The sequence below is a fragment of the Aeromonas piscicola genome, assembly GCF_000820005.1.
GTDB classification, from domain to species: Bacteria; Pseudomonadota; Gammaproteobacteria; order Enterobacterales; family Aeromonadaceae; genus Aeromonas; species Aeromonas piscicola.
In genome coordinates this window covers 20,212-39,854 of sequence record NZ_CDBL01000013.1, presented here as the reverse complement: position 1 = coordinate 39,854, position 19,643 = coordinate 20,212, and the positions used below count along the sequence as shown (strand labels likewise).

20 protein-coding genes and 1 tRNA gene are annotated in these 19,643 nt (G+C 60.1%); 13 read left to right on the top strand and 8 right to left on the bottom strand.

Annotation, left to right across the window (positions count from 1 at the left end; genetic code table 11):
• The first annotated feature begins 369 nt into the window (after positions 1-369).
• The 9 genes from BN1128_RS02555 (at position 370) to BN1128_RS02520 (ending at position 5,380) form a co-directional block, all read left to right on the top strand.
• Positions 370-876 carry a hypothetical protein gene (locus BN1128_RS02555; protein ID WP_042866109.1) on the top strand — a complete coding sequence of 169 codons (507 nt, stop codon included), beginning with the start codon at positions 370-372 and terminating at the stop codon, positions 874-876.
• A gap of 45 nt (positions 877-921) precedes the next feature.
• On the top strand, positions 922-1,284 hold the full coding sequence (locus BN1128_RS02550; RefSeq protein ID WP_042866108.1) for a hypothetical protein: 363 nt from the start codon (positions 922-924) through the stop codon (positions 1,282-1,284).
• Positions 1,281-1,568 carry a hypothetical protein gene (locus tag BN1128_RS02545; RefSeq protein WP_244464545.1) on the top strand — a complete coding sequence of 96 codons (288 nt, stop codon included), beginning with the start codon at positions 1,281-1,283 and terminating at the stop codon, positions 1,566-1,568. The genes BN1128_RS02550 and BN1128_RS02545 overlap by 4 nt, the downstream gene beginning before the upstream one ends.
• Positions 1,569-1,637: 69 nt before the next feature.
• Complete coding sequence (locus BN1128_RS02540) at positions 1,638-2,180, top strand: hypothetical protein (RefSeq protein WP_042866106.1); 543 nt, start codon at positions 1,638-1,640, stop codon at positions 2,178-2,180.
• 112 nt (positions 2,181-2,292) lie between these two features.
• A complete protein-coding gene (locus BN1128_RS24375) occupies positions 2,293-2,523 on the top strand; it encodes a hypothetical protein (protein ID WP_244464544.1) in 231 nt (76 codons plus the stop codon).
• Between the two features lie 63 nt (positions 2,524-2,586).
• Complete coding sequence (locus tag BN1128_RS02535; RefSeq protein ID WP_042866105.1) at positions 2,587-2,883, top strand: hypothetical protein; 297 nt, start codon at positions 2,587-2,589, stop codon at positions 2,881-2,883.
• 117 nt (positions 2,884-3,000) lie between these two features.
• Positions 3,001-3,315 (top strand): hypothetical protein, encoded by a 315-nt coding sequence (locus BN1128_RS02530; protein ID WP_042866104.1) that lies wholly within the window; start codon positions 3,001-3,003, stop codon positions 3,313-3,315.
• Between the two features lie 2 nt (positions 3,316-3,317).
• Positions 3,318-3,683, top strand: coding sequence for a type IV toxin-antitoxin system YeeU family antitoxin (locus BN1128_RS02525; protein ID WP_082030337.1), 366 nt, complete (start codon positions 3,318-3,320; stop codon positions 3,681-3,683).
• Positions 3,684-4,000: 317 nt separating this feature from the next.
• On the top strand, positions 4,001-5,380 hold the full coding sequence (locus tag BN1128_RS02520) for an amidohydrolase (protein ID WP_042866103.1): 1,380 nt from the start codon (positions 4,001-4,003) through the stop codon (positions 5,378-5,380).
• Between the two features lie 209 nt (positions 5,381-5,589).
• Here BN1128_RS02520 and BN1128_RS02515 read toward each other — a convergent pair.
• Positions 5,590-5,677, bottom strand: a tRNA-Ser gene (locus BN1128_RS02515).
• 184 nt (positions 5,678-5,861) lie between these two features.
• Between BN1128_RS02515 and BN1128_RS02510 the strand changes: the two genes are divergently transcribed.
• The 3 genes from BN1128_RS02510 to BN1128_RS02500 all read left to right on the top strand — a co-directional run bounded on the left by BN1128_RS02510 (position 5,862) and on the right by BN1128_RS02500 (position 9,291).
• Positions 5,862-6,518, top strand: a complete 657-nt coding sequence (locus BN1128_RS02510; RefSeq protein WP_042652487.1) for a Bax inhibitor-1/YccA family protein — start codon at positions 5,862-5,864, stop codon at positions 6,516-6,518.
• 249 nt (positions 6,519-6,767) lie between these two features.
• Complete coding sequence (gene yccS, locus BN1128_RS02505; protein ID WP_042866102.1) at positions 6,768-8,921, top strand: YccS family putative transporter; 2,154 nt, start codon at positions 6,768-6,770, stop codon at positions 8,919-8,921.
• 25 nt (positions 8,922-8,946) lie between these two features.
• The gene (locus BN1128_RS02500) at positions 8,947-9,291 is read left to right on the top strand and encodes a TusE/DsrC/DsvC family sulfur relay protein (RefSeq protein WP_042866101.1); all 345 of its coding nucleotides are present in this window, start codon (positions 8,947-8,949) and stop codon (positions 9,289-9,291) included.
• A gap of 97 nt (positions 9,292-9,388) precedes the next feature.
• Here BN1128_RS02500 and dedD read toward each other — a convergent pair whose 3' ends face one another.
• From dedD to BN1128_RS02465, 7 genes are all read right to left on the bottom strand, one after another.
• Positions 9,389-10,162 (bottom strand): cell division protein DedD, encoded by a 774-nt coding sequence (dedD, locus tag BN1128_RS02495; protein ID WP_042866100.1) that lies wholly within the window; start codon positions 10,160-10,162, stop codon positions 9,389-9,391.
• 300 nt (positions 10,163-10,462) lie between these two features.
• Positions 10,463-11,722 carry a bifunctional tetrahydrofolate synthase/dihydrofolate synthase gene (gene folC, locus BN1128_RS02490; protein ID WP_042866099.1) on the bottom strand — a complete coding sequence of 420 codons (1,260 nt, stop codon included), beginning with the start codon at positions 11,720-11,722 and terminating at the stop codon, positions 10,463-10,465.
• A 2-nt stretch (positions 11,723-11,724) separates the two neighbouring features.
• Positions 11,725-12,588: an acetyl-CoA carboxylase, carboxyltransferase subunit beta gene (gene accD / locus BN1128_RS02485; RefSeq protein ID WP_042866098.1), complete on the bottom strand. Its 864-nt coding sequence runs from the start codon at positions 12,586-12,588 to the stop codon at positions 11,725-11,727.
• 119 nt (positions 12,589-12,707) lie between these two features.
• On the bottom strand, positions 12,708-13,517 hold the full coding sequence (gene truA, locus BN1128_RS02480) for a tRNA pseudouridine(38-40) synthase TruA (protein ID WP_042866097.1): 810 nt from the start codon (positions 13,515-13,517) through the stop codon (positions 12,708-12,710).
• A 168-nt stretch (positions 13,518-13,685) separates the two neighbouring features.
• The gene (locus BN1128_RS02475; RefSeq protein ID WP_042866096.1) at positions 13,686-15,848 is read right to left on the bottom strand and encodes a FimV/HubP family polar landmark protein; all 2,163 of its coding nucleotides are present in this window, start codon (positions 15,846-15,848) and stop codon (positions 13,686-13,688) included.
• A 278-nt stretch (positions 15,849-16,126) separates the two neighbouring features.
• Entirely contained in the window at positions 16,127-17,143 is a 1,017-nt protein-coding gene (locus BN1128_RS02470) for an aspartate-semialdehyde dehydrogenase (RefSeq protein ID WP_042866095.1), read from the bottom strand.
• Between the two features lie 205 nt (positions 17,144-17,348).
• Entirely contained in the window at positions 17,349-18,473 is a 1,125-nt protein-coding gene (locus tag BN1128_RS02465) for a 4-phosphoerythronate dehydrogenase (RefSeq protein WP_042866094.1), read from the bottom strand.
• A 371-nt stretch (positions 18,474-18,844) separates the two neighbouring features.
• Here BN1128_RS02465 and BN1128_RS02460 point away from each other — a divergent pair, with 371 nt between their 5' ends.
• Positions 18,845-19,567 carry a phosphatase PAP2 family protein gene (locus tag BN1128_RS02460; RefSeq protein WP_042866093.1) on the top strand — a complete coding sequence of 241 codons (723 nt, stop codon included), beginning with the start codon at positions 18,845-18,847 and terminating at the stop codon, positions 19,565-19,567.
• The last annotated feature ends 76 nt before the right edge of the window (positions 19,568-19,643 follow it).

The window sequence follows — 19,643 nt, the reverse complement described above, 5'->3', positions numbered from 1 at the left end:
TCAGGCAGTGGTGATCACCGGTTCAAACCTAAAATACCGTCAATGATGGCTACTTGCTCATGGAAGGCAGGGAGTTGAGGAGTTAGCAAAAAAGATTCCCATTGTAAGAACATATTGACTGGTGGATGTCTGCCCCATATCAGCCCAATTCGATAAGCACCCTACACATCCACCCGGATCATCTGCAGCAACGGACATGATCCTGGTATCACAGCCCCCCTCACGCATGCCGATAACAAAATAACATCGCTAGTCGATCACATTTTTCCATCCGATAACGCGGCACATTCAGAGCAATTCTAATAAGCCCACTACCCCACAAGGCCACCTCACTGCAGGTGGCCTTTGTCATTTCAAGGAACCACCGACATGTCTGCTTTTATGATTGACCGCAACGACTACCTTGCCTTTTCCGTGCAGTTACACCGTTTCTGCAATGCCCCGATGCCACCCCATTACACCCTGGAACTTCTGCGCACCCTCTGGTGGATACCACCAGCAGACACGACCAGTACCTGGACGTGGCGGGTAGACCGGTTGGTACGACTGATGATGCTCGCCAACCGGCGGGCGGTCTGGCATCGCTATCAGTTGGGGCGTCAGCAGGAGCACAAGGAACCACGTCAGCACCGCTCGACCAAGCTGAGTCCGCTTAAACCTGCCCATCGTTACCACCAGGCACCACTCACCGATAGCGAACTGGTGACGCTGTACAAATTCACCTGCTGCGCCCTGTACCAATCGAGCGAATGGACCGGCAGCCCTGAACAGGCCCCCCGGCTAGTGAAGGTGATACAGCAGTTGCTACAAGCTCTCGCCCAAGATGTGCTGACCCGAATGTCACTGTGGGAGCAAGCCCCTTGGGGAGAGATGTGATGGTCAGAACAGTCACTCACACCCTTCTTCATCAGGAGCAATACCATGATCGAATTCAGCGATAGCTTTAGCCAGGCCGCCGTGGCGGAGGCTATGTGTGCCCATTCAGGGCTTGCCAAGCTCATCAGCCAGCAGTTGATGTTGCCGGGCTTTGCCTATGCCCACGATGTGAAGGGGCTGCGTATTGGTGGTCCACTGGTGGCCCCCAACCCGGTACTGCACAAGACCACGATCTTTGTCAGTCCACGGGATATGCGTGAAAACCTGCCACGTGAGATTAACTTCGCCCGCTTTCGCTGCCCCTATAATGCAGCGGGTCAGCCGGTCGGCGAGTGGCAACGGGTGATTGTCGGGGCCTACGTCAACCACGGCAGCAATGACGCACCAAATTGGAGTAGCCATACATGACAGCGCCCACGGCATTACCAATGGCGCCAGAGAGTGCTATCGCCAGCCTCCAAGCTCATATCGAGGAGTTCATCGCACTGGAGCTGACCCACAAACTCGATACGCAGTTGGCCAGTCTGATGCGCTCCGGCGTACTGAACCTGAATAACTGGGACGGGGCAAATCTGGTCCTGCCTCGCACCGTGACCACCGCGCAGCTAGAGGCTGCCGCCGAGCGGGTGATTTGGCACAGCCACCGCTGTCGCTATCAGGGAGACATCAACCGCCTCAAGCAATCGCTTTAGACAATCCTCCCCACAACCTCATACAGCCCCTCACACCGAGGGGCTGTTTGCATTTTAAGGAACCCACCCATGCAAGATCTGCGTGATTACAAAACCCTGTCCGCCCGACAGATAACCGCTGCCATCGGCCAGCTCAACCACAACACTACGCCAAAGATAATGACCCACCTGGCATTGCGTGCTTGGCAGCCGCATCCGCTTGGTAATCACCGCAGCAGAGCCAAGGCTCTCAAGCTGCTGCGCCGAGTCAAGAAAGCCCACAAGGCGGGGCGTATCCCGTTTGAACTTACAGTGACCGGCTGCCGCATCGACCGGGGTAGCCATCAGGTAGATCGTTACTACTACGACCGAACGCTGCTGGCCCAAGGCTGGCAGCAATACGATACCGAGGAGGATGCCTGGTATTTTGGTATCTGGATTAACACACAGACGCTCGAGACCTTTACCTACGCCGAGGGGGATACCAATCATGTGATTGCGCCAAACGTCGAAGTATTTCGGGCAGAGCTGGCGCAGCTCTACCAGTACCATCCGCAAGCCCCGGCGTTTATCAGCATCGACCCGGAGGCGGGCGTTGTGACCCACCACTTTGAAGCCAAACCGGAGGTGTGAGATGGCTAAAAACATCACCATAAGAGTCCCATGAAAGCATCCGAAAACCGGCCAGATCACCACCTTCGAGCTCAAGGGCCAGCGCATCGATATCGACATCGGTGGACAAGCCGTGCCTTTCCTCATTCACGGGAGGGGGATAGGAACGTCGCTCACCCACATCCCGAGCGGCTATCGCATCGCACTGCTCGGTGGCTGGCTCACCGCTCGTTACGCAATACCTGAGAATAAGCCCAGCAGAACGGCCTGCGCCCAGATGGCAATAGACCGGCTAGTGGCTCAATACGGCTCGCTGCACCTGCTGGACCGGCTCAATTGCAAACAGGTTATCAATCAGCTGTAACAACGCACAGACGCTCATCAATTCCCAGAGGGCGCGACAGCCCAGATAACAAGGAACGATGCAATGACCAACACCCTACCTGCAACAACGAACCCACTGGCAGGCCATCCGGTGATGCAAATGTTGGATGTCGCTATGAGTTCAATCGTTGGCGATTACGATAACGCAGACCGGGTACCAGAATGGCAATGGGTCAAACGCATGGCCTCCCATGAACATGTTGGCGTGAAGGAGGGGGCGGCCTACGAGTACACCCTGAACTTGGCCAGAGAGCTCGATGCCATCCCGCCAGCGCTGCAGCCCTTGCTCACTGCCGCCCAGCAGGCTCGCGTGAACTACATCCTGTTTTACAACGGCTAGCTCCACCGCAACCTGGTAGCGGTCAACAGCCACAAAAAACCTCCTCCGCTCATCCACAAACAACATAAAGGGCCAGCCTATGAGGGCTGGCCCTTTGCATTATTAGAGTCACCGAACATGACCCGTCTTATCACAGGGCTCGAGGTGCATCGCTATGCCCCCGAACTAAACAAGCTGCACCTGCGCAACCGGCAGATGTTACCTGCTCCCGGTATCACCACCATCAAAGAGGCCAAAGCCCGCCTGTTTGGTCGCTGGCAGCCAGGGCATCAGGTGACCATCACCGTGAGCCATCCCGACTACGTCAATCTCTCCCGGCGCTACCGAGGGCGACTGGCAAACCTGACCGAACTCCCAGAACACCTGGCCAGACTACGCCAGCGCCACAACGTGCCCGGCACCCGCATTAACATTCAACTGAGGTATTGCTAATCATGACCACGACAACCACCCACACCCAGGACCAACAACTCGCAGCACCAGATCAGCCCACCCGGATTTTTGCGCAGTGGGGCTTGCCCCATAAGGTGACGCCGCGCTTTGGTGCTCGTCTTATCCAGAAACATCACCGCCTGCACTTTTTGTCAGATCGGGCCTCACTGGTAGGCGAATGGGCCGAGGAGGCAATAAACCAGCTGGAAGCCGCCTTCCCGACCATCATCAAGGAATTAGAAGTAAAGCTCTTGAGAGGGGAATTGGATCCCCGCCGCCAGCAGTGCATTACCATCCAGCATGGTGGGTTCATCTGCGAAGCAGATACTCTTGGCAGCCACGGCTATGTCTATATAGCGCTTTACTGAACAACGACTTAAAACATCAAATTTTGTTTAGAACTATGATTCTTCACAAAAAATATGAAGTAACGAAATGAAATAAGTGCATTCTATTTGTACCGCAGCTCATATTACAAATCAGCTACACCATTGATAAACCAACTATTTTAACCGTTTAAACATCCCATTCAATAACATTAACACTGGACAGATAACATGCTATCCAGTAGCAATGATAATGCTTCATGTCATGTGATTTAGGGCCACTTGAAGGAACAAACCCAGTAATAAATAGCCACCGACAAGCCCTCCTGCATTCCATTTGTAACATTGAAGGTATCTGAATGAAAAAATCCACATGTTGTCAGGGACTCTCCATAGCCGCCATGCTGGTCCTGTCCTCAGCCGTCACCCCGGGGGCGGAGGCAAAAGAGAGCCAGCAAGCTCTGGTCAATCCTCTCTCCAGTCAGTTGCTAACTCGGATCAACGAAACCGTTGCGGGTGACAGCGAGCGTCTGATCGCCCTTTTCAAGGATTTTCATCGGCATCCCGAGATTGGCTACACGGAGGTGCGTACTGCTGGCATCGTCAGTCAGCAGTTGCGTGAGCTTGGTTTCGAGGTAACCGAGGGGATCGCCAAGACCGGTGTAGTCGGGGTGCTCAGGAACGGTGCTGGCCCGACGGTCTGGTATCGGGCCGACATGGATGCACTACAGGTGCGGGAGGCGACCGGGTTTGATTATGCCGCCACGGCCAAACAGCGCTTGGCGGATGGCAGCGAGACCGATGTGATGCATGCCTGTGGCCACGATGCCCATGTCACCTGGTTGCTTGGCATGGCCAAAGCCATGGTCGCGCTCAAGTCAGCTTGGTCAGGCACCCTGGTGGTGTATGCCCAGCCTGCGGAGGAACTAGGTACTGGGGCTAAGGGCATGGTAGATGACGGTCTGTGGCAACGCGGATTTCCCAAACCGGATTACGCCTTTGGTGCCCACGTGGTGCCAGGTCCCACCGGACTGGTGGCCAGCGCTGCGGGTGTGAGGATGGCGGGGGTCGATCAACTTGACATAACCTTCCACGGCGTTGGCGGTCATGGTTCGACCCCAGAGTTGACACTAGATCCCGTGGTGATGGCTGCGCAGGCGGTACTGGCCTATCAAACCATCATCAGCCGTAATCTCGATCCCCAAAAACCAGCAGTATTGACGGTGGGGGCTATTGAAGCGGGACGTGACAACAATGTGATCCCGGCCAGTGCCGTGCTCAAACTCAACCTGCGCTGGTTCGACCACGAAGTACGCGATCTGCTGCTACGCCGTATCGACGAGGTCAACCGCGGTATCGCCATCGCCGCAGGTGTATCGGATGACAAGTTGCCGACCCGGATGATGAAGGGCAACGCCGATGCTGTGGTCAACGATCCCGCACTGGTAGCCAGGGTCATCCCGGCGCTGCGCCAACTGCTGGGGGAGAAGAACGTGATTAGCGACTTCCCTTCTGCCATGGGCTCTGAAGACTTTGCCGAAGCCTTCAAGGGAATGAATGTCCCTTATGCCTATCAATTCATTGGGGTGGCGCCGCCCGAGGTGTTTGCCAAAGCAAGGGCGGAAGGGAAAACCTTCCCGTATGGATTGCACAACCCCGACTTCTTCGTGGACCTGGCCGCCATCCCGGTCGGGGCCCGGGTCAATACGGCGACCGCACTTAGCGTGCTGGCCAAGTAACTTGCGCCATGTGGTGCACTGACCGCAAGAGAGGGCTATTAGCCCTCTCTAACTGCATTAGACTAAATGAGGAAAACCAGCCAACAAATGTGTCCAAGGCTGTGCAGCGAGATAGCATGCCAGCCGACATCCAATGGCATACTCACTGGCATACTAAAAAATGTAGATACAAAAAAGCCCAACCGAATCAATCAGTTGGGCTATATAGATGGCGGAGGAGGTGGGATTTGAACCCACGGATGGTCGCCCATCGCCGGTTTTCAAGACCGGTGCATTCAGCCGCTCTGCCACCCCTCCGAACGGCGTGCATACTACGCCAAGCCCTTGTTCATATGCAATACATATTTGTTCTGGGATAGTGGGGGGCAACAGGCTGGGGTAGCGCTTGAAATCAGCGCTCGTCATCCCCACATTCAGTGCATACAATGCGATAACGAAGCGGAATCTGCCGCCTCAACCGGAAATCAAGAGGACACCCAAGATGGATACCCGTTCTATCTACACCGGCACCCAGAGTGCCGCGCGCGATACCAACAAGGTGCTGCGCAACACCTATATGCTGCTCTCTCTCACTCTTGGCTTCTCTGCCGTTGTGGCCGGGGTCGCCACCGTGATGAACATGCCGCCCCTGCACTGGGCCGTGTTCCTTATCGGTGTGTATGGTCTGATGTTCCTGACCCAGAAGAACCGCGAAAACGGCATGGGGCTGGTGTTCACCTTCGCCCTGACCGGCCTGCTCGGCTACAGCCTGGGCCCCATCATCAACATGTACATGAACAATGGTGGTGGCGAGATAGTGATGACGGCCCTGGGCGGCACGGCGCTGACCTTCTTCGGTCTGTCCGCCTATGCCCTGACCACCAAGCGTGACCTCTCCTTCATCGGTGGCATGCTGTTCGTCGGTTTCTGGGTGCTGCTGGTGGCCATGGTCGCCAACATCTTCCTGCAGATGAGCGCCCTGAGCCTGGCCCTGTCCGCCATGTTCATGCTGTTCTCCTCCGGTGCCATACTGCTGACCACCCAGCAGATCATCCGGGGCGGCGAGACCAACTACATCTCCGCCACCGTGACCCTGTATGTCTCCATCTACAACATCTTCCTGAGCCTGCTGAGCCTGCTTGGCGGCAACCGCAACTGATGAACAACCCCGCTTCGGCGGGGTTTTTATTGATGCCGGTTTCTGTCAGGATAAGTTGTAAATCAAGGATATGAAGCTAAGCGGCCCTGATCCAAATCAGGGCCGCTTCGCGCTTGGCGGGTTAGTATCCCGTTCTCGTTTCGTTCAAGGGTTGCTCTTGTCTCATGCCGATGGATTTCTCTGGCCTGCTGCGCCGACTGCTGACTGACAGTTACATCGATTTTGCTTCGCTCAAGGGTGGTGCCTAGCATGCCCATGGACTTCTCTGGTTTGTTACGCCGACTGCTGACTGACAGTCATATCTATTTCGCCCTCAAGGTGTTGCTGGCCATGGTGGGGCTGCTCGCCTTCACCCTGGCGACGGGCGACATCCAGCTCACAGTGCTGCTCTCCCTCGGGGTGGTGGCCGGCGCCATCGCCGAAACCGACGACAGCCTGTGGGGCCGGGTCAAGAACCTCGGTATGACGCTACTCTGCTTCCTGTTTGCCTCCCTCTGCGTGCAGTACCTCTTCCCGACGCCCTGGCTGTTTGCCCTCGGGCTCGCGGGGTCGACCTTCATCTTCGTGATGGTGGGGGCGCTGGGCCAGCGTTACGCCACCATCAGCTTCGGCTCCCTGCTTATCGCCATCTACACCATGCTGGGGGCCGCCAAGGCGCCGGATCTCTTCTACCAGCCGCTGGCGCTCGGTGCGGGCGCACTCTGGTACGGCCTGGTCTCCCTCATCTGGCTCTGGCTGCTGCCCTACAAGACGTTGCACGAGCAGCTGGCCCAGAGCTACTTTGCCCTCGGCCGCTATCTGCTGGAGAAATCCCGCTTCTTTCCGGCGGACGAACACGGCGCCCAGGCCATTCGCCACAATCTAGCCCAGCTCAACATCAATCTGGTCAATGCGCTGACCCTCACCAAGTCGGCACTCAACGCCCGCCTCAGCACCCGCCATCAGGCGGCGCCCGAGCTTGCCAGCCTGCTGCGCCTCTATCTGCTGGCACTGGAGATCCACGAGCGGGCCACCTCCAGCCACTACCCCTACAGCAAGCTGGAAGAAGAACTCAAGCAGGGCATCGTCCTCGACGGCTTCCAGGAGGTGTTCCTGCAACTGTCGGAGGCGTGCCAGCGGCTAGGTTACGCCATCCTGGTGCACAAGCCCTATGCCCACAACAAGCGCATCCACTGGACGCTGGAGGCCCTCGGCGATCAGCTGGAGTTCACCCACCTCAAGCAGCACTATCCCAAGACACTGCTGACGCCGATGAAGTTCCTGCGCCGCAACCTGGCCAGCATCAACCAGCTGCTGGGCAGTGCAGAGGAGCTGCAAAACCCGACCCAGGCACAGGCAAGCCTGCCGGCCCTGGCGCGCCCGCCCCGCCTGCCGCTGCTGACCCAGCTCAAGCAGCATCTGACCCCGAACTCCATGGTGTTTCGCCACGCCCTGCGCCTGTCGCTCGGGTTGGTGGTGGGCTACGGCATACTGCAGGCCTTCAATCTGGACAAGGGTTACTGGATCCTGCTGACAGTGCTGTTCGTCTGCCAGCCGAGCTACAGCGCCACCCGTCGCCGGCTGGTGCAGCGCATGCTCGGCACCTTCGCCGGCCTGCTGGTGGGGATCCCCGTGCTCTGGCTGTTCCCCGAGCTGCATGTCCAGCTGGTAGTGATGGGGCTGGCCGCCTTCCTGTTTTTCACCCAGGTACGCAGCAACTACAGCGCCGCCGTCTGCTTCATCACCCTCTATGTGCTGATGGCATTCAACCTGCTGGACGGCATAGGTTTTGCCATCCTGGGACCGCGCATGCTAGATACCTTCCTCGGCTGCCTGCTCTCCTATGCCCTGGTGGCCTGGCTCTGGCCGGACTGGCAGTACAAGCGGCTGCCGACGCTCATCGCCAATTCACTGTCAGCCAACGCCCGCTATCTGGCGGCCGTGCTCGCCAGCCTGCAACAGCAACGGGATGAATCCATCGACTACCGGGTAGCCCGCAAGAGCGCCCATCTGGCCGACAGCGAGCTGGCCATGGCTTGGCAAAGCATGCTGGTGGAGCCACAGAAGCGTCGCCGCTTCCTCGATCTCTGCTTCACCCTCACTTGGCGCAACCACGCCCTGCTCTCCTACATCTCGGCGCTGGGCGCCCATCGCGACAAGCTGGAAGCCATCGGCGAGCTCGACGAGATCAGCCGCCACCTGAGCCATACCCTGGAACGCGCCGCCGGTCACCTGGCGGGGGAGATGCCAGCGCAGATCGAAGGCCAGTGCCCTGTCATCACGCCGGACAGCAGCGAGGAGCAGCTGATGCTGACCCAGCAGCTCACCCTCATCAGCCAGCTGGCGGACGAATTGCTTACCCTGGCCAACGAGAGCCGGTTGCTCACCGGGGAGCAAGGCGCTACCATGCCCGCCCAATCCTGATAGCCCCCTTTGCGAGGAGCCCCTTATGTCTGAAAAACATCAGCTGGCATTCAACGGCCGCAGCATCGAAACCGATGCCAAGGGCTACCTGCTCAACAGCAGCGACTGGAGCGAGGAACTGGCGCAGGTGCTGGCCGAGCAGGAAGGCATAGTGCTGGAGGAGCCCCACTGGGAAGTGGTGCGTTTCGTGCGAGCCTTCTACCTGGAGTTCAACACCTCCCCCGCCATTCGCGCCCTGGTCAAGGCGATGGAGAAGCAGTATGGCCCCGATAAGGGCAACAGCCGCTATCTCTACAAGCTGTTCCCGGAAGGGCCCGCCAAGCAGGCCACCAAGATAGGCGGCCTGCCAAAACCGGTGAAATGCATCTAAAAACCGGCCTGCCTCTCGCTGAGAGACCATGAGCAGGTTCTAAAAAAATACCGCGCCAAGGCGCGGTATTTTTTATTCAGCGTTCGTCAAACCCGCATCAGGGGTTGTAAGCCACCACTGAACCACTGAGCCCCGTCATCTGGCCGATGCGACCCTGCATGCCCTGCAGCTTGGCCTTGGAGACATCCGGCCCGATGAAGACCCGGTTGAGCTGACCCTGCACCGGCGTTCTTGGCGAGGTGTGAGCCGAGTAGCCCGCCGCCCGCAACTTGCCCACCAGGGCATTGACGCTGTCGACATTCTTGAAGGCGCCGAGCTGCAGGATCCAGCTGCCCTGAGCCGGGGCGGCAGCAGGTGCCGGCGTGGTCGGCTGCACCATCTTGCTGGCGATGAGATCATCCATCGACTTGATCTGACCCGCCTGCGACTTGGTCTCCACCGGTTTTTTCACTTCCACCGGCTTGGGCGGTACCGGCTTTGGCTTGGGTGGCTCGACCGGCTTCTTGGCGATCACCTCGGGCTTGGGCTTGACGACTGGCTGAGTCACCGGCTTGGTGGCAGGCGGCTGGGTCTGCGTCGCTGGAGTCTTGTTGGCAGCGAGTGTGACCGGATCCGACACTTCCTCGACCTGCCACTGCTCGGCAGCAGAGGCCTGTTGCTGGCTGGCCAGATGTTCCGCCGGCAAGGCGCTGGCGGCAGAGACCTGCAGCGCCGGTTTGGCAGGTTCAAGCTCGGGGCGCAGCGGTATCTTGGCAAACGCCTCTTCCTTTTGCTCCAGCTTGTGGCCGTCCATCAGATCCGGCAGAAAAATGACAACCAGGGCCACCAGGATGACGGTCCCCACCAATCTGTTCTGAAACTTCGAAGCCAAGTTAATTCCCACCCATGTTACTTAGAATTAATTGCAATTTTGCGGACAACAATAACGGACGGTCCCCTCAAGCCATGCTGTTTTGCAACCTCGAAGCCAAGTTGATTCCCACCCATGTTGCTTGAAACCCACTGCATTTTTACGGACAACCATGCTGAGCGGTCCCTTCCGACCATGCTGTTTTGCAACCTCGAAGCCAGGTTGATTCCTGCCCATGTTGATTGGCTTATGGCGCGCCGAACCGAGGGCACGGCCCGGGCAAACAGCCCTAGGCCGTGCCGCTCAACCTGCCAGTGCCGATCAGGACGCAGTGCCCGCCAGAATGTCGGCGACAGTGTAAAACGAACCAAACACAATGACCATATCATCAGGACTCGATGCGGCCAACGCTGCCTGGTAGGCGGTGCGGACGTCATCAAACTCCCTGGCTGGCCCCTTGCCCTCCCCCAGCGCGGCAGCGAGCTGCTCGGCAGTGGCGGCGCGCGGGCCGGTGAGACTGGCCAGATACCACTCGCCAATCAGGCCGTCGAGTTCGGCGAGCGAGCCCGCCATGTCCTTGTCTTTGAGCATGCCGACCACGGCGCGGCGCTCGCCTGCGCAGGGGATCTGGTGCAGCTGGCTGGCAAGGTAGGCCGCCGAATGGGGATTGTGCGCCACATCGACGATGACCAGGGGCTCGCTTTGCAGTCGTTGCATCCGCCCCGCCAGCCGGGCATTTTCCAGCCCGTCACGAATGGCAGACTCCGGCAACGGCAAGCCCAGCGACTCCAGCGCCGCCAGTACGGTCACCGCATTCATCAGCGGCAGGGCTGGTTTGGGCAGATCCCGCCACTGGTTGAGGCCGTGGTAATCCCAGCCAGTGTCGTGCTCATCGCCGTGGAAGTCGCGACCGACCTGACGCAGGCAGGCGCCGAGGCGCTGCGCCTCTGAGGCTATGGTCACCGGCGGGTTGGGCTCACCGCTGATGGCGGGTTTGCCAGCGCGATACACTCCGGCCTTCTCCACTGCCACGGCCTCACGGGTATCCCCGAGCCAGTCGCAGTGATCCAGCGCGATGGAGGTGATCATGGCCACATCGGACTCCACCACATTGGTGGCGTCGAGCCGGCCGCCCAGCCCCACTTCCAGCAGCAGCACATCGGGCGCGGCGCGGCAGAAGAGCCACAAGCCCGCCAGGGTGGCGAACTCGAAGAAGGTGAGCGCTATCTCGCCGCGAGCGGCCTCCACCTCGGCAAACGCCGTGCAGTGATCGCTATCGGGCAGCTCTTGCCCGTTGACCCGCACCCGCTCGGTAAAGCGCAGCAGATGGGGAGAGGAGTAGACGCCGACCTTGTAGCCAGCCGCCATCAGTATGCTGGCCGCCATGGCGCAGCTGGAGCCCTTGCCGTTGGTCCCCGCCACCGTGATCACCTTGAACGGCAATCGGGTGAGACCCATGCGCCGGGCGACGGCACCGACCCGATCCAGCCCCATGTCGATGTTGACCGGGTGGATCTGCTCCAAATAAGAAAGCCAGTCGACCAGCGACCGGCTTTGGGATTGTTGCATGTTTGAACTCATCTTCACTCTTCGATGACGTGAGTATTCAGCATTTTGGCGAGCAGGCTGGCCAGACGGTTGCGCATCTCGCGGCGATCTATGATGAGATCGATGGCGCCCTTCTCCAGCAGGAACTCGGAGCGCTGGAAGCCTTCCGGCAGTTTCTCGCGCACCGTCTGCTCGATGACGCGCGGGCCGGCAAAGCCGATCAGCGCCTTGGGCTCGCCCACGTTGATGTCACCCAGCATCGCCAGACTGGCGGAAACGCCCCCCATGGTGGGGTCGGTCAGCACTGAGATATAGGGCAGGCCCGCTTTGGTGAGTCTGTCCAGCGCCGCACTGGTCTTGGCCATCTGCATCAGGGAGAACAGCGCTTCCTGCATGCGGGCGCCGCCAGAGGCGGAGAAGCAGACCAGACCACGACCTTCCTTGATGCTCTCCTCGACGGCGCGCACGAAACGGGCGCCCACTACGGAGGACATGGAGCCACCGATGAAGGAGAACTCGAATGAACAGGCGACGACCGGCACCCCCTTGAGGGTCCCCTTCATCACCACCAGCGCATCTTTTTCTCCCGTCTCTTTCTGAGCGGCAGACAAACGATCCTTGTAGCGCTTGGAATCCTTGAATTTCAAGACATCCTGCGGCTCCAGCTCGGCACCGATCTCGGTGCGGCCCTGCTCATCGAGAAAACTCTCGAGACGGGCACGAGCGCTGATGCGCATATGATGATCACACTTGGGGCACACTTCGAGATTGCGCTCCAACTCTGCCCGGTAGAGCACCTGTTCACAAGCACTGCACTTGGTCCACACCCCTTCCGGAATGTTGTGACGACGAGGTGTAGTGATCTTGCTCTTGGGAAGGATCTTCTCAAGCCAGCTCATGGAATTCCTTAATGCTTTTGTGCCTGACAAAACGCATCGAGCCTAGATTGTTCAATGACTTAATAGCTCGATGGCAATAAATGACGGATCATTAAACCACAAATTTTCGGGGCCAGTTACTAAAAACTGGTCGTACCCGGTGCCGAGTCCGGCAGCCAGAGCGGGCCGAGCGGCAACTGCGGCAGGGCGAATTCAGCCGGGTAATCCACGTCTACCAGATAGAGGCCACCGGCCTTGGCGGTGGGCCCGGCCAGGTTGCGATCCTTTGCCGCCAGCACCTCGGCAATCCACTCCACCGGTTTGAGGCCCTGCCCCACCAGCAACAGGGAGCCGGTGATGTTGCGCACCATGTGGTGCAAGAAGGCGTTGGCGCGAATATCCAGCACGATATAGGGCCCCTGACGGCTGACGCACAGATGGGTCACATTGCGCCACGGGGTGTTGGACTGGCAGGCAACGGCGCGGAAGGTGCTGAAGTCATGCTCCCCCAGCAGGCTCTGGCCCGCCTGGTGCATCAGCTCGGCATCTATGGTCTCGTGGTAGTGGCTGACGCCGCTGCCGAGGATCGCCGGACGGTAGTTGTGGTTGTAGATGACATAGCGGTAGCGACGGGCGGTGGCGCTGAAGCGGGCGTGGAAGGTCTCGTCCACCTCCTTGACCCAGCGCACGGCGATATCCGGCGGCAAGTTGGAGTTCAGGCCCAGGGTCCAGGCCCCTTCGGCACGGTTCGCCTCGGTATCGAAGTGGATCACCTGACCTGTGGCATGGACACCGGCATCGGTGCGACCGGCGCACTGGATGGAGACAGGGTGGTTGGCAATCCGGCTGAGGGCCTTCTCCAGCTCGGCCTGCACGCTGATCACTTCTCGCTGACGCTGCCAGCCGAAATACCGGCTGCCGTCATATTCAATACCTAGGGCAATTCGCATGGATAACACTTGTCTTATGGTGAAAGGAGGGCGGTAAAAGAAACGGGGCGGATTATACGCGCTCAGGCTGAAAAGTCCCAAAAACCGCATCCCGCTCGACAAGGGGTCCCAATAGAGAAGGGCAGCCTGCCGGCTGCCCTTCGTTATTTTGTCACACCATGCAAAGTGTCATCCCAGCCGCTTGAGCAACTTCTCGGCCTCGGCACGCTGGTGATCACTTCCCTGCTCCGCCGCCTCTTGCAGCAGTTCGCGGGCGCTATCCTTGTCATCGATCTCGAGGTAGGCACGGGCCAGATCCAGCTTGGCCCCCACGCCGCCATCGTCGGCATCGACATCGAACCCGGTGGATTCCGGCAGCACTTCGGGGAAACCATCCAACCCCACGTCCAGCGAGAAGCCCTGATAAGGCTCCTGCTCAGTAGTGCTGGCATCGGCATCGGCCAGCAGCTTGTCGATTTCGACATAGCCGCTCTCCTGCGCCTGCTCCCGTGGCTTCACGTCACCCTGATGGGATTCCACCTCGGCAAAGGCATCCTCAAAATCGGAAAGCGCCAGCTCGTTGGGATCCCACTCAAGATCCACCTCGGCCGCCTTGTCCGTAGTCGGCGCCAACCCCAATTCTGCCAACATTTCGTCGGCGCTGGTATCGGCGGCACTCTGCTGTGCACTGCCCTTGCCAGAGGCGGGCTCGGTAAAGGCGCTTTCAAAGTCACTCAGGTCAAAGGAGGCCAGCTCCTCGTCGTTGACCACTGGCTCGGCATCCGGCTGGCCGTCATCGTCGGCATCCAGCTCCAGATCAGCAGTAAGGTCGGCGTCCAGCTCGGCAAACAGCGCGGCCTGCAACTCCTCTTCACTCATGATCTCATGACCGCCCTTGGGCGGATTGAACTCGCTGGCGAGATCGAGATCCGGCCCGGCATCAAGCTCGATGGACTCGTCATGGGCGAGATCCAGCTCGGGCACCAGATCCGGGTCACGGATGGCCATCTTGGGCGCAGGTTCCGGTTCGAAACTGGCCAGATCCATCTCGCCATCGTCGCTGAACACCAGATCAGCCGGCGCCTCTGGCTCTGCCACCGCCATATAACCATCAGGCGTGTTGAGATCCGGCCTCGGCCGCATCGGCTCCTCGTCCGTGATGCCGACCGTCATCAGTTCGTCAAATTCGCCGCTCTCCTGATCCATGACCATGGCGGTAGATTCGGACAGGCTCTTCTCCTGCTCTTCCAGCTCGCGGCGGGCACGGGAACGCAGCCAGAGCGTGACCAGCGCCAGCACCAGCAGCACGGGTAGCAGTATGATCATCGCAAGGTTGAGCGGCGAGGCGAGCAGGTCCATCAGCCAGTTCTGCTTGGGCTCGGGAGCCGCCGCCACCGGTGGTACCGGCTTGGCTTTCAGCTCGGCAATCTCTTTTTGCAGCGCAGTCTGATCCAGCAGTTGGGCCTTGAGAGTCTCCACCTCTTCGGTCAGGGATTGCAGACGCAGTTTGAGCCTGTGGTTCATCTCTGTGACCTGGCCGAGCTGGGCATTGGCATCTTCCAGCGCCAGCGCCATCTCGGTGGAGGGCTTGCCGACCGGTTTGCCCACATCGGCCGGCAGCGGAGCCGGCGCGCTCGCACTGGCGGCGCTGGTTGCTGCTGCCTGGCTTGGCACGGGTTCGGCCGCCTTGGCAATCTCTTTGACCTCGGTGGCCGGTTGCGGCGTGGTCACCTTGGGCACGGGTGCCGGAATGGGCGCGGCCTTGGGCGCAGTCGCCTTGGCAGGCGCGGCGGCAACCTTGGTCTCGGCCGGCTTGGCCGGCTGGGCATGCTTGTTGGCCAGGTATTTCGGGCTCAGCCCTTTCCAGCTGGCGTTGTCGCTGTTGAAACGCTGGCGAGCCTGCGCATCCGTGATGACGCTGGCCTCGGCGGCGCTTGGCAGCTGAATGCGGGATCCCACCAGTATGTGGTTGATGTTGCCATCGGCAAAGCTGCGGGGATTCTTCTCGTAGATCGCCACCATGGTCTGGTAGACGCTCACCTTGTTGGAGGGGCGGTGCTTGCTCGCCAGGCTCCAGAGGGTATCGGTGGGACGGATCGGGCCATAACTGCCGGCATTGCTGGTCGCAACCTGCCGCACTATGGGCTGTGCCCTTGCTGGGCTGGGTTGGGACGTGGCGCGGGGAGCGGCGACGGGTTGTGCCAGCGGCTGGGAATTGACGGCAGGCGGAGCCGGTTCGTCCGGGCCCTTGAGCTCAACAAAAAAAGGCTCCCGCGCCGAGTCTTCAGCCTGAGCGGTGCCCAGCAGACCCAATGCGAGTAGCGTTGCCAATGTTATGCGGGAATGTCCCATATTCGTTCCTTCGTATGACGGCCCTATCGCATTGAAAAATCTGGATAGTTACCCCAAAACAGTCGGTTCAATATAAATCAGGCTCAGGTTGCAAGCCAGCAGTCCGACACATTTAGCACCCAACTTGTTTCTGAGTGTAGGAAAAAACTTAATCAGTTGATATCGCGAAAAATTCTCGGGGCCATAGAGTGCGGCCCCGGTCACATCCACACCGCATGCGGGTGGCAAGTTTCACGCCCGATAGGGATCCTTCCCCATCGGGCCAGCCGATCCGCGGATCAGAGGTAGTCCCGCACCAGCAGCTCGGCAATCTGCACGCTGTTGGTCGCGGCACCCTTACGAACGTTATCGGCAACGATCCACATATTGATACCACTCGGATGAGAAATATCTTGGCGGACCCGGCCGACCAGCACCTCATCCTTGCCGGTGGCGTCGCGCACCGGGGTCGGATAGTCAGCTTCGTCATCGAACAGGGTGACGCCGGGGGCATTGCGCAGCAGCTCCTTGACCTGATCCGCATCCAGCGGCTGGTGCAGCTCGACGTGGACCGCCTCGGCGTGACCGTAGAACACGGGCACCCGCACGCAGGTGGGGTTCACGGCTATGCTGGCATCCCCCAGGATCTTCTGGGTTTCCCACACCATCTTCATCTCTTCACGGGTGTAGCCGTTGTCGGTGAAGCTGTCGATCTGCGGAATAAGGTTGAAGGCGATCTGCTGCGGGTAGAGGGTCGGCTCCACCGGACGGCCGTTGAGCAGCTGCGCGGTCTGGCCAGCCAGCTCGCTCACCCCCTCCTTGCCAGAGCCGGAGACGGACTGATAGGTCGCCACGTTGATACGGGCAATACCCACCTCATCGTGCAACGGCTTGAGCGCAACCAGCATCTGGATGGTGGAGCAGTTCGGGTTGGCGATGATGTTGCGGTTGCGAAAATCGGCCAGCGCGTCCGGGTTCACTTCCGGGATCACCAGCGGGATGTCTGCGTCGTAACGGAAGCAGGAGGTGTTGTCGATGACGATGCAGCCGTGCTCGGCGGCGATGGGTGCCCACTTGGCAGAGACCTCGGCCCCGGCGGAGAAGAGCGCTATCTGCACCTGGCTCCAGTCAAACTCTTCCACGTCCTTGATCTCGAGGTTCTTGCCACCAAAGCGCACCGTATCACCGGCGCTGCGGCTGGAGGCCAGCGGATAGAGAGTGCCGACCGGGAAGGCGCGCTCCTCCAGAATTTCGATCATGGCCTGACCCACGGCGCCGCTGGCGCCCAATACCGCTACGTTGAATTGCTGACTCACTGATGTTCTCTCCTGTGGGATTACCCATTGATGGCGGCGGTTAACCGCCGCTATCCATGGTGTCGCTGACGCACGCTGGCATCACAGTTGGCAGGCTGACCTGCCCGATAGGGGATTTGGCATCATGCCAAACCGGACAAGGGTGGAACCGGGTGTGGTACCGGATCCGCCCATTTTCTGGTGTTGAATTCGGGATTGAGTCGGCTCACTCGCCCTGGGTGCCAAAGCCGAGCCGGGCCAGAGTATCGCCGGCGAAGGGGCCGCAGACATGCAACGAGGATAGCTCGCGCCGCTCCGGGTAGTGTTTGCGCTGTTCATCGAAACTGCCGGGCAGCTCAATCCGGTTGCGAAAACGGGCATCGTCGCGACGCACGTCATAAATAAGGTGCACCAGCTGTTTGATAAGCGCCTGATCCGCCGGTTGACCCGGTGTCAGTGCGCGTACCTCGGGGGCTGGCAGCAAGGATTGCAGATCCTGGCGTGCCGCGCGGCCCAGCTGCTGGCACAACGCCTGATAGAGCATCCAGGTGCCACGCGCCTTGCCCTCAAGGCTGTAGCCTGCAATGTGAGGGGTCGCTATCTCGGTATGGGGCACCAGGGCTCGCAGTGGCTCGGGCTCCCCTTCCCACACATCCATCACCAGCCGCAGGGGCTCAAGCCCCTGCTGACGAGCGAGCAGCGCCCGGTTGTCCCACACCTCGCCGCGAGAGGCGTTGACGAGGATCTGTCCGGCAGGTCGCGCGGCGATCACCTGCTCATCCAGCAGGTGGAAAGTGGCATCCGGCCCCTCGTGGGTGATGGGCACGTGGAAACTGACGATGTCGGCGCCAAGGGCGCTCTGGTAGTCGACAAACGCCCCCGCCTGCGCGGCGGCCCGGGCGCGCGGCGGATCGCAGCGCAGTACCCGCATGCCGAGGGCCTCGGCCTTGCCCGCCACGCATTCCCCCGTGTTGCCGGCGCCGATGACGGCGAGGCTCATCTCGCTCAAATTGAGCTCATGACGCTCGGCCAGCACCAGCAAGGCACTCAGCACATAGTCGCCGACCGAATACTTGTTGCAACCGGGCGCACTGAAGAAGGGAATGCCCCGCTCGGCCAGCAGCGCCTTGTCTACGTGGTCCGTGCCTATGGTGGCGGTGCCGACGAACCCGAGCCGCGGGCTGGTGGCGAGGAGTTCGGCATCGACCCGGGTCACGGAGCGCACCAGCAGCACGTCGGCATCTTGCAGATCCGCCGCCTGCATCTGTCGTCCTGGCAGGGGGATCACCTCGCCAAATTCGGCAAACAACTCGAGGGCGTGGGGCATATTTTCATCAACGACGATCTTCATCGGGCTATCTCACTTCGCAACCGGCCACAGGCGCGCCATTCTAGCCCAAACCAACCGAATTTTCAGATGCTTATTCACCCATGTCCTTTCACCACAATCGATCCGCCCAGCCTGCCCAAAACGGCCAAATGCCCAGATGCTGGTTCACCCATGCCCTTTCACCACAATCGATCCGCCCGGCCAGCCCAAACCGCCAAGATATTCAGATCCTGACGGCCCCATGCCCATATCACCATGTCGGCCCGGGCCACACTCATTTGTAACCCCATGTTACAGTCAGGCCGGTGCGACTTGACCGACAAGCCGAGGCTGGCACAATGGCGCCTCTTTTTTATCTGCCCCTGTTACACGCACCCGTTACGAGCCCTGTTATGCCGACTCATGCCTCTTCGTTGCCGCGCCGCCAGGTGCTGGGTTTCAGCACCGCCCTGATCCTGCCGCTGCTGCTGCTGACCTGCCTCTCCTGGCAACCCTTTATGAGCAACGCCCTGCAATCGGGCTGGCTGTGGTGGCCCTACGCCCTCACCCGCATGGTGGATCTGCCCGGCCTCGCCGTCAGCATCGCCGCCCTCTTGCTGCTGACCCGACACAAGCTGGCGCTGAGCCTGCCCGCCACGCTCGCCCTCGGTGGCGCACTGTTTGCCGTGCTGGCGGGAGACTGGGCCATCAAGAGCCTGGTCAAACACCTGACCCAGGAGCCGCGCCCCTATCTGCTCTGGCTGGAGAGCCAGAACCTGATCCCCGCCATCCAGCAGTTCTACGCCAGCAAGGTGGAGGTACGCAGCGAGCAGGTGCATGCGGCCAGCCTCTTGCTGGCCCTGCCCGAGTGGCTCGGCAATCACTGGCAGGCGGAGGTGAACTACGCCTTCCCCTCCGGCCACAGTATCGCCGCCATGAGCCTGGCCCAGTTCTTCGGCCTGATCTGGCTGGCCCGCGCCCCCGCCGGGGTCTGGTTGCTGCCGCTGTGGGCGTTGGGCATAGGCCTGTCGCGCATGCTGATCGGCATGCACTGGCCGCTGGACGTGCTGGCGAGCGCCCTGCTTGGCAGCCTCACCGCACTCGTTGCCGCCCGCTGGTGGCTGCGTCGCTACTGACGCCTGTGACGACGTCAACAAAAACGGGCACCTTCTGGTGCCCGTTTTTGTTGATGCGATAGCGTCACATACCGCT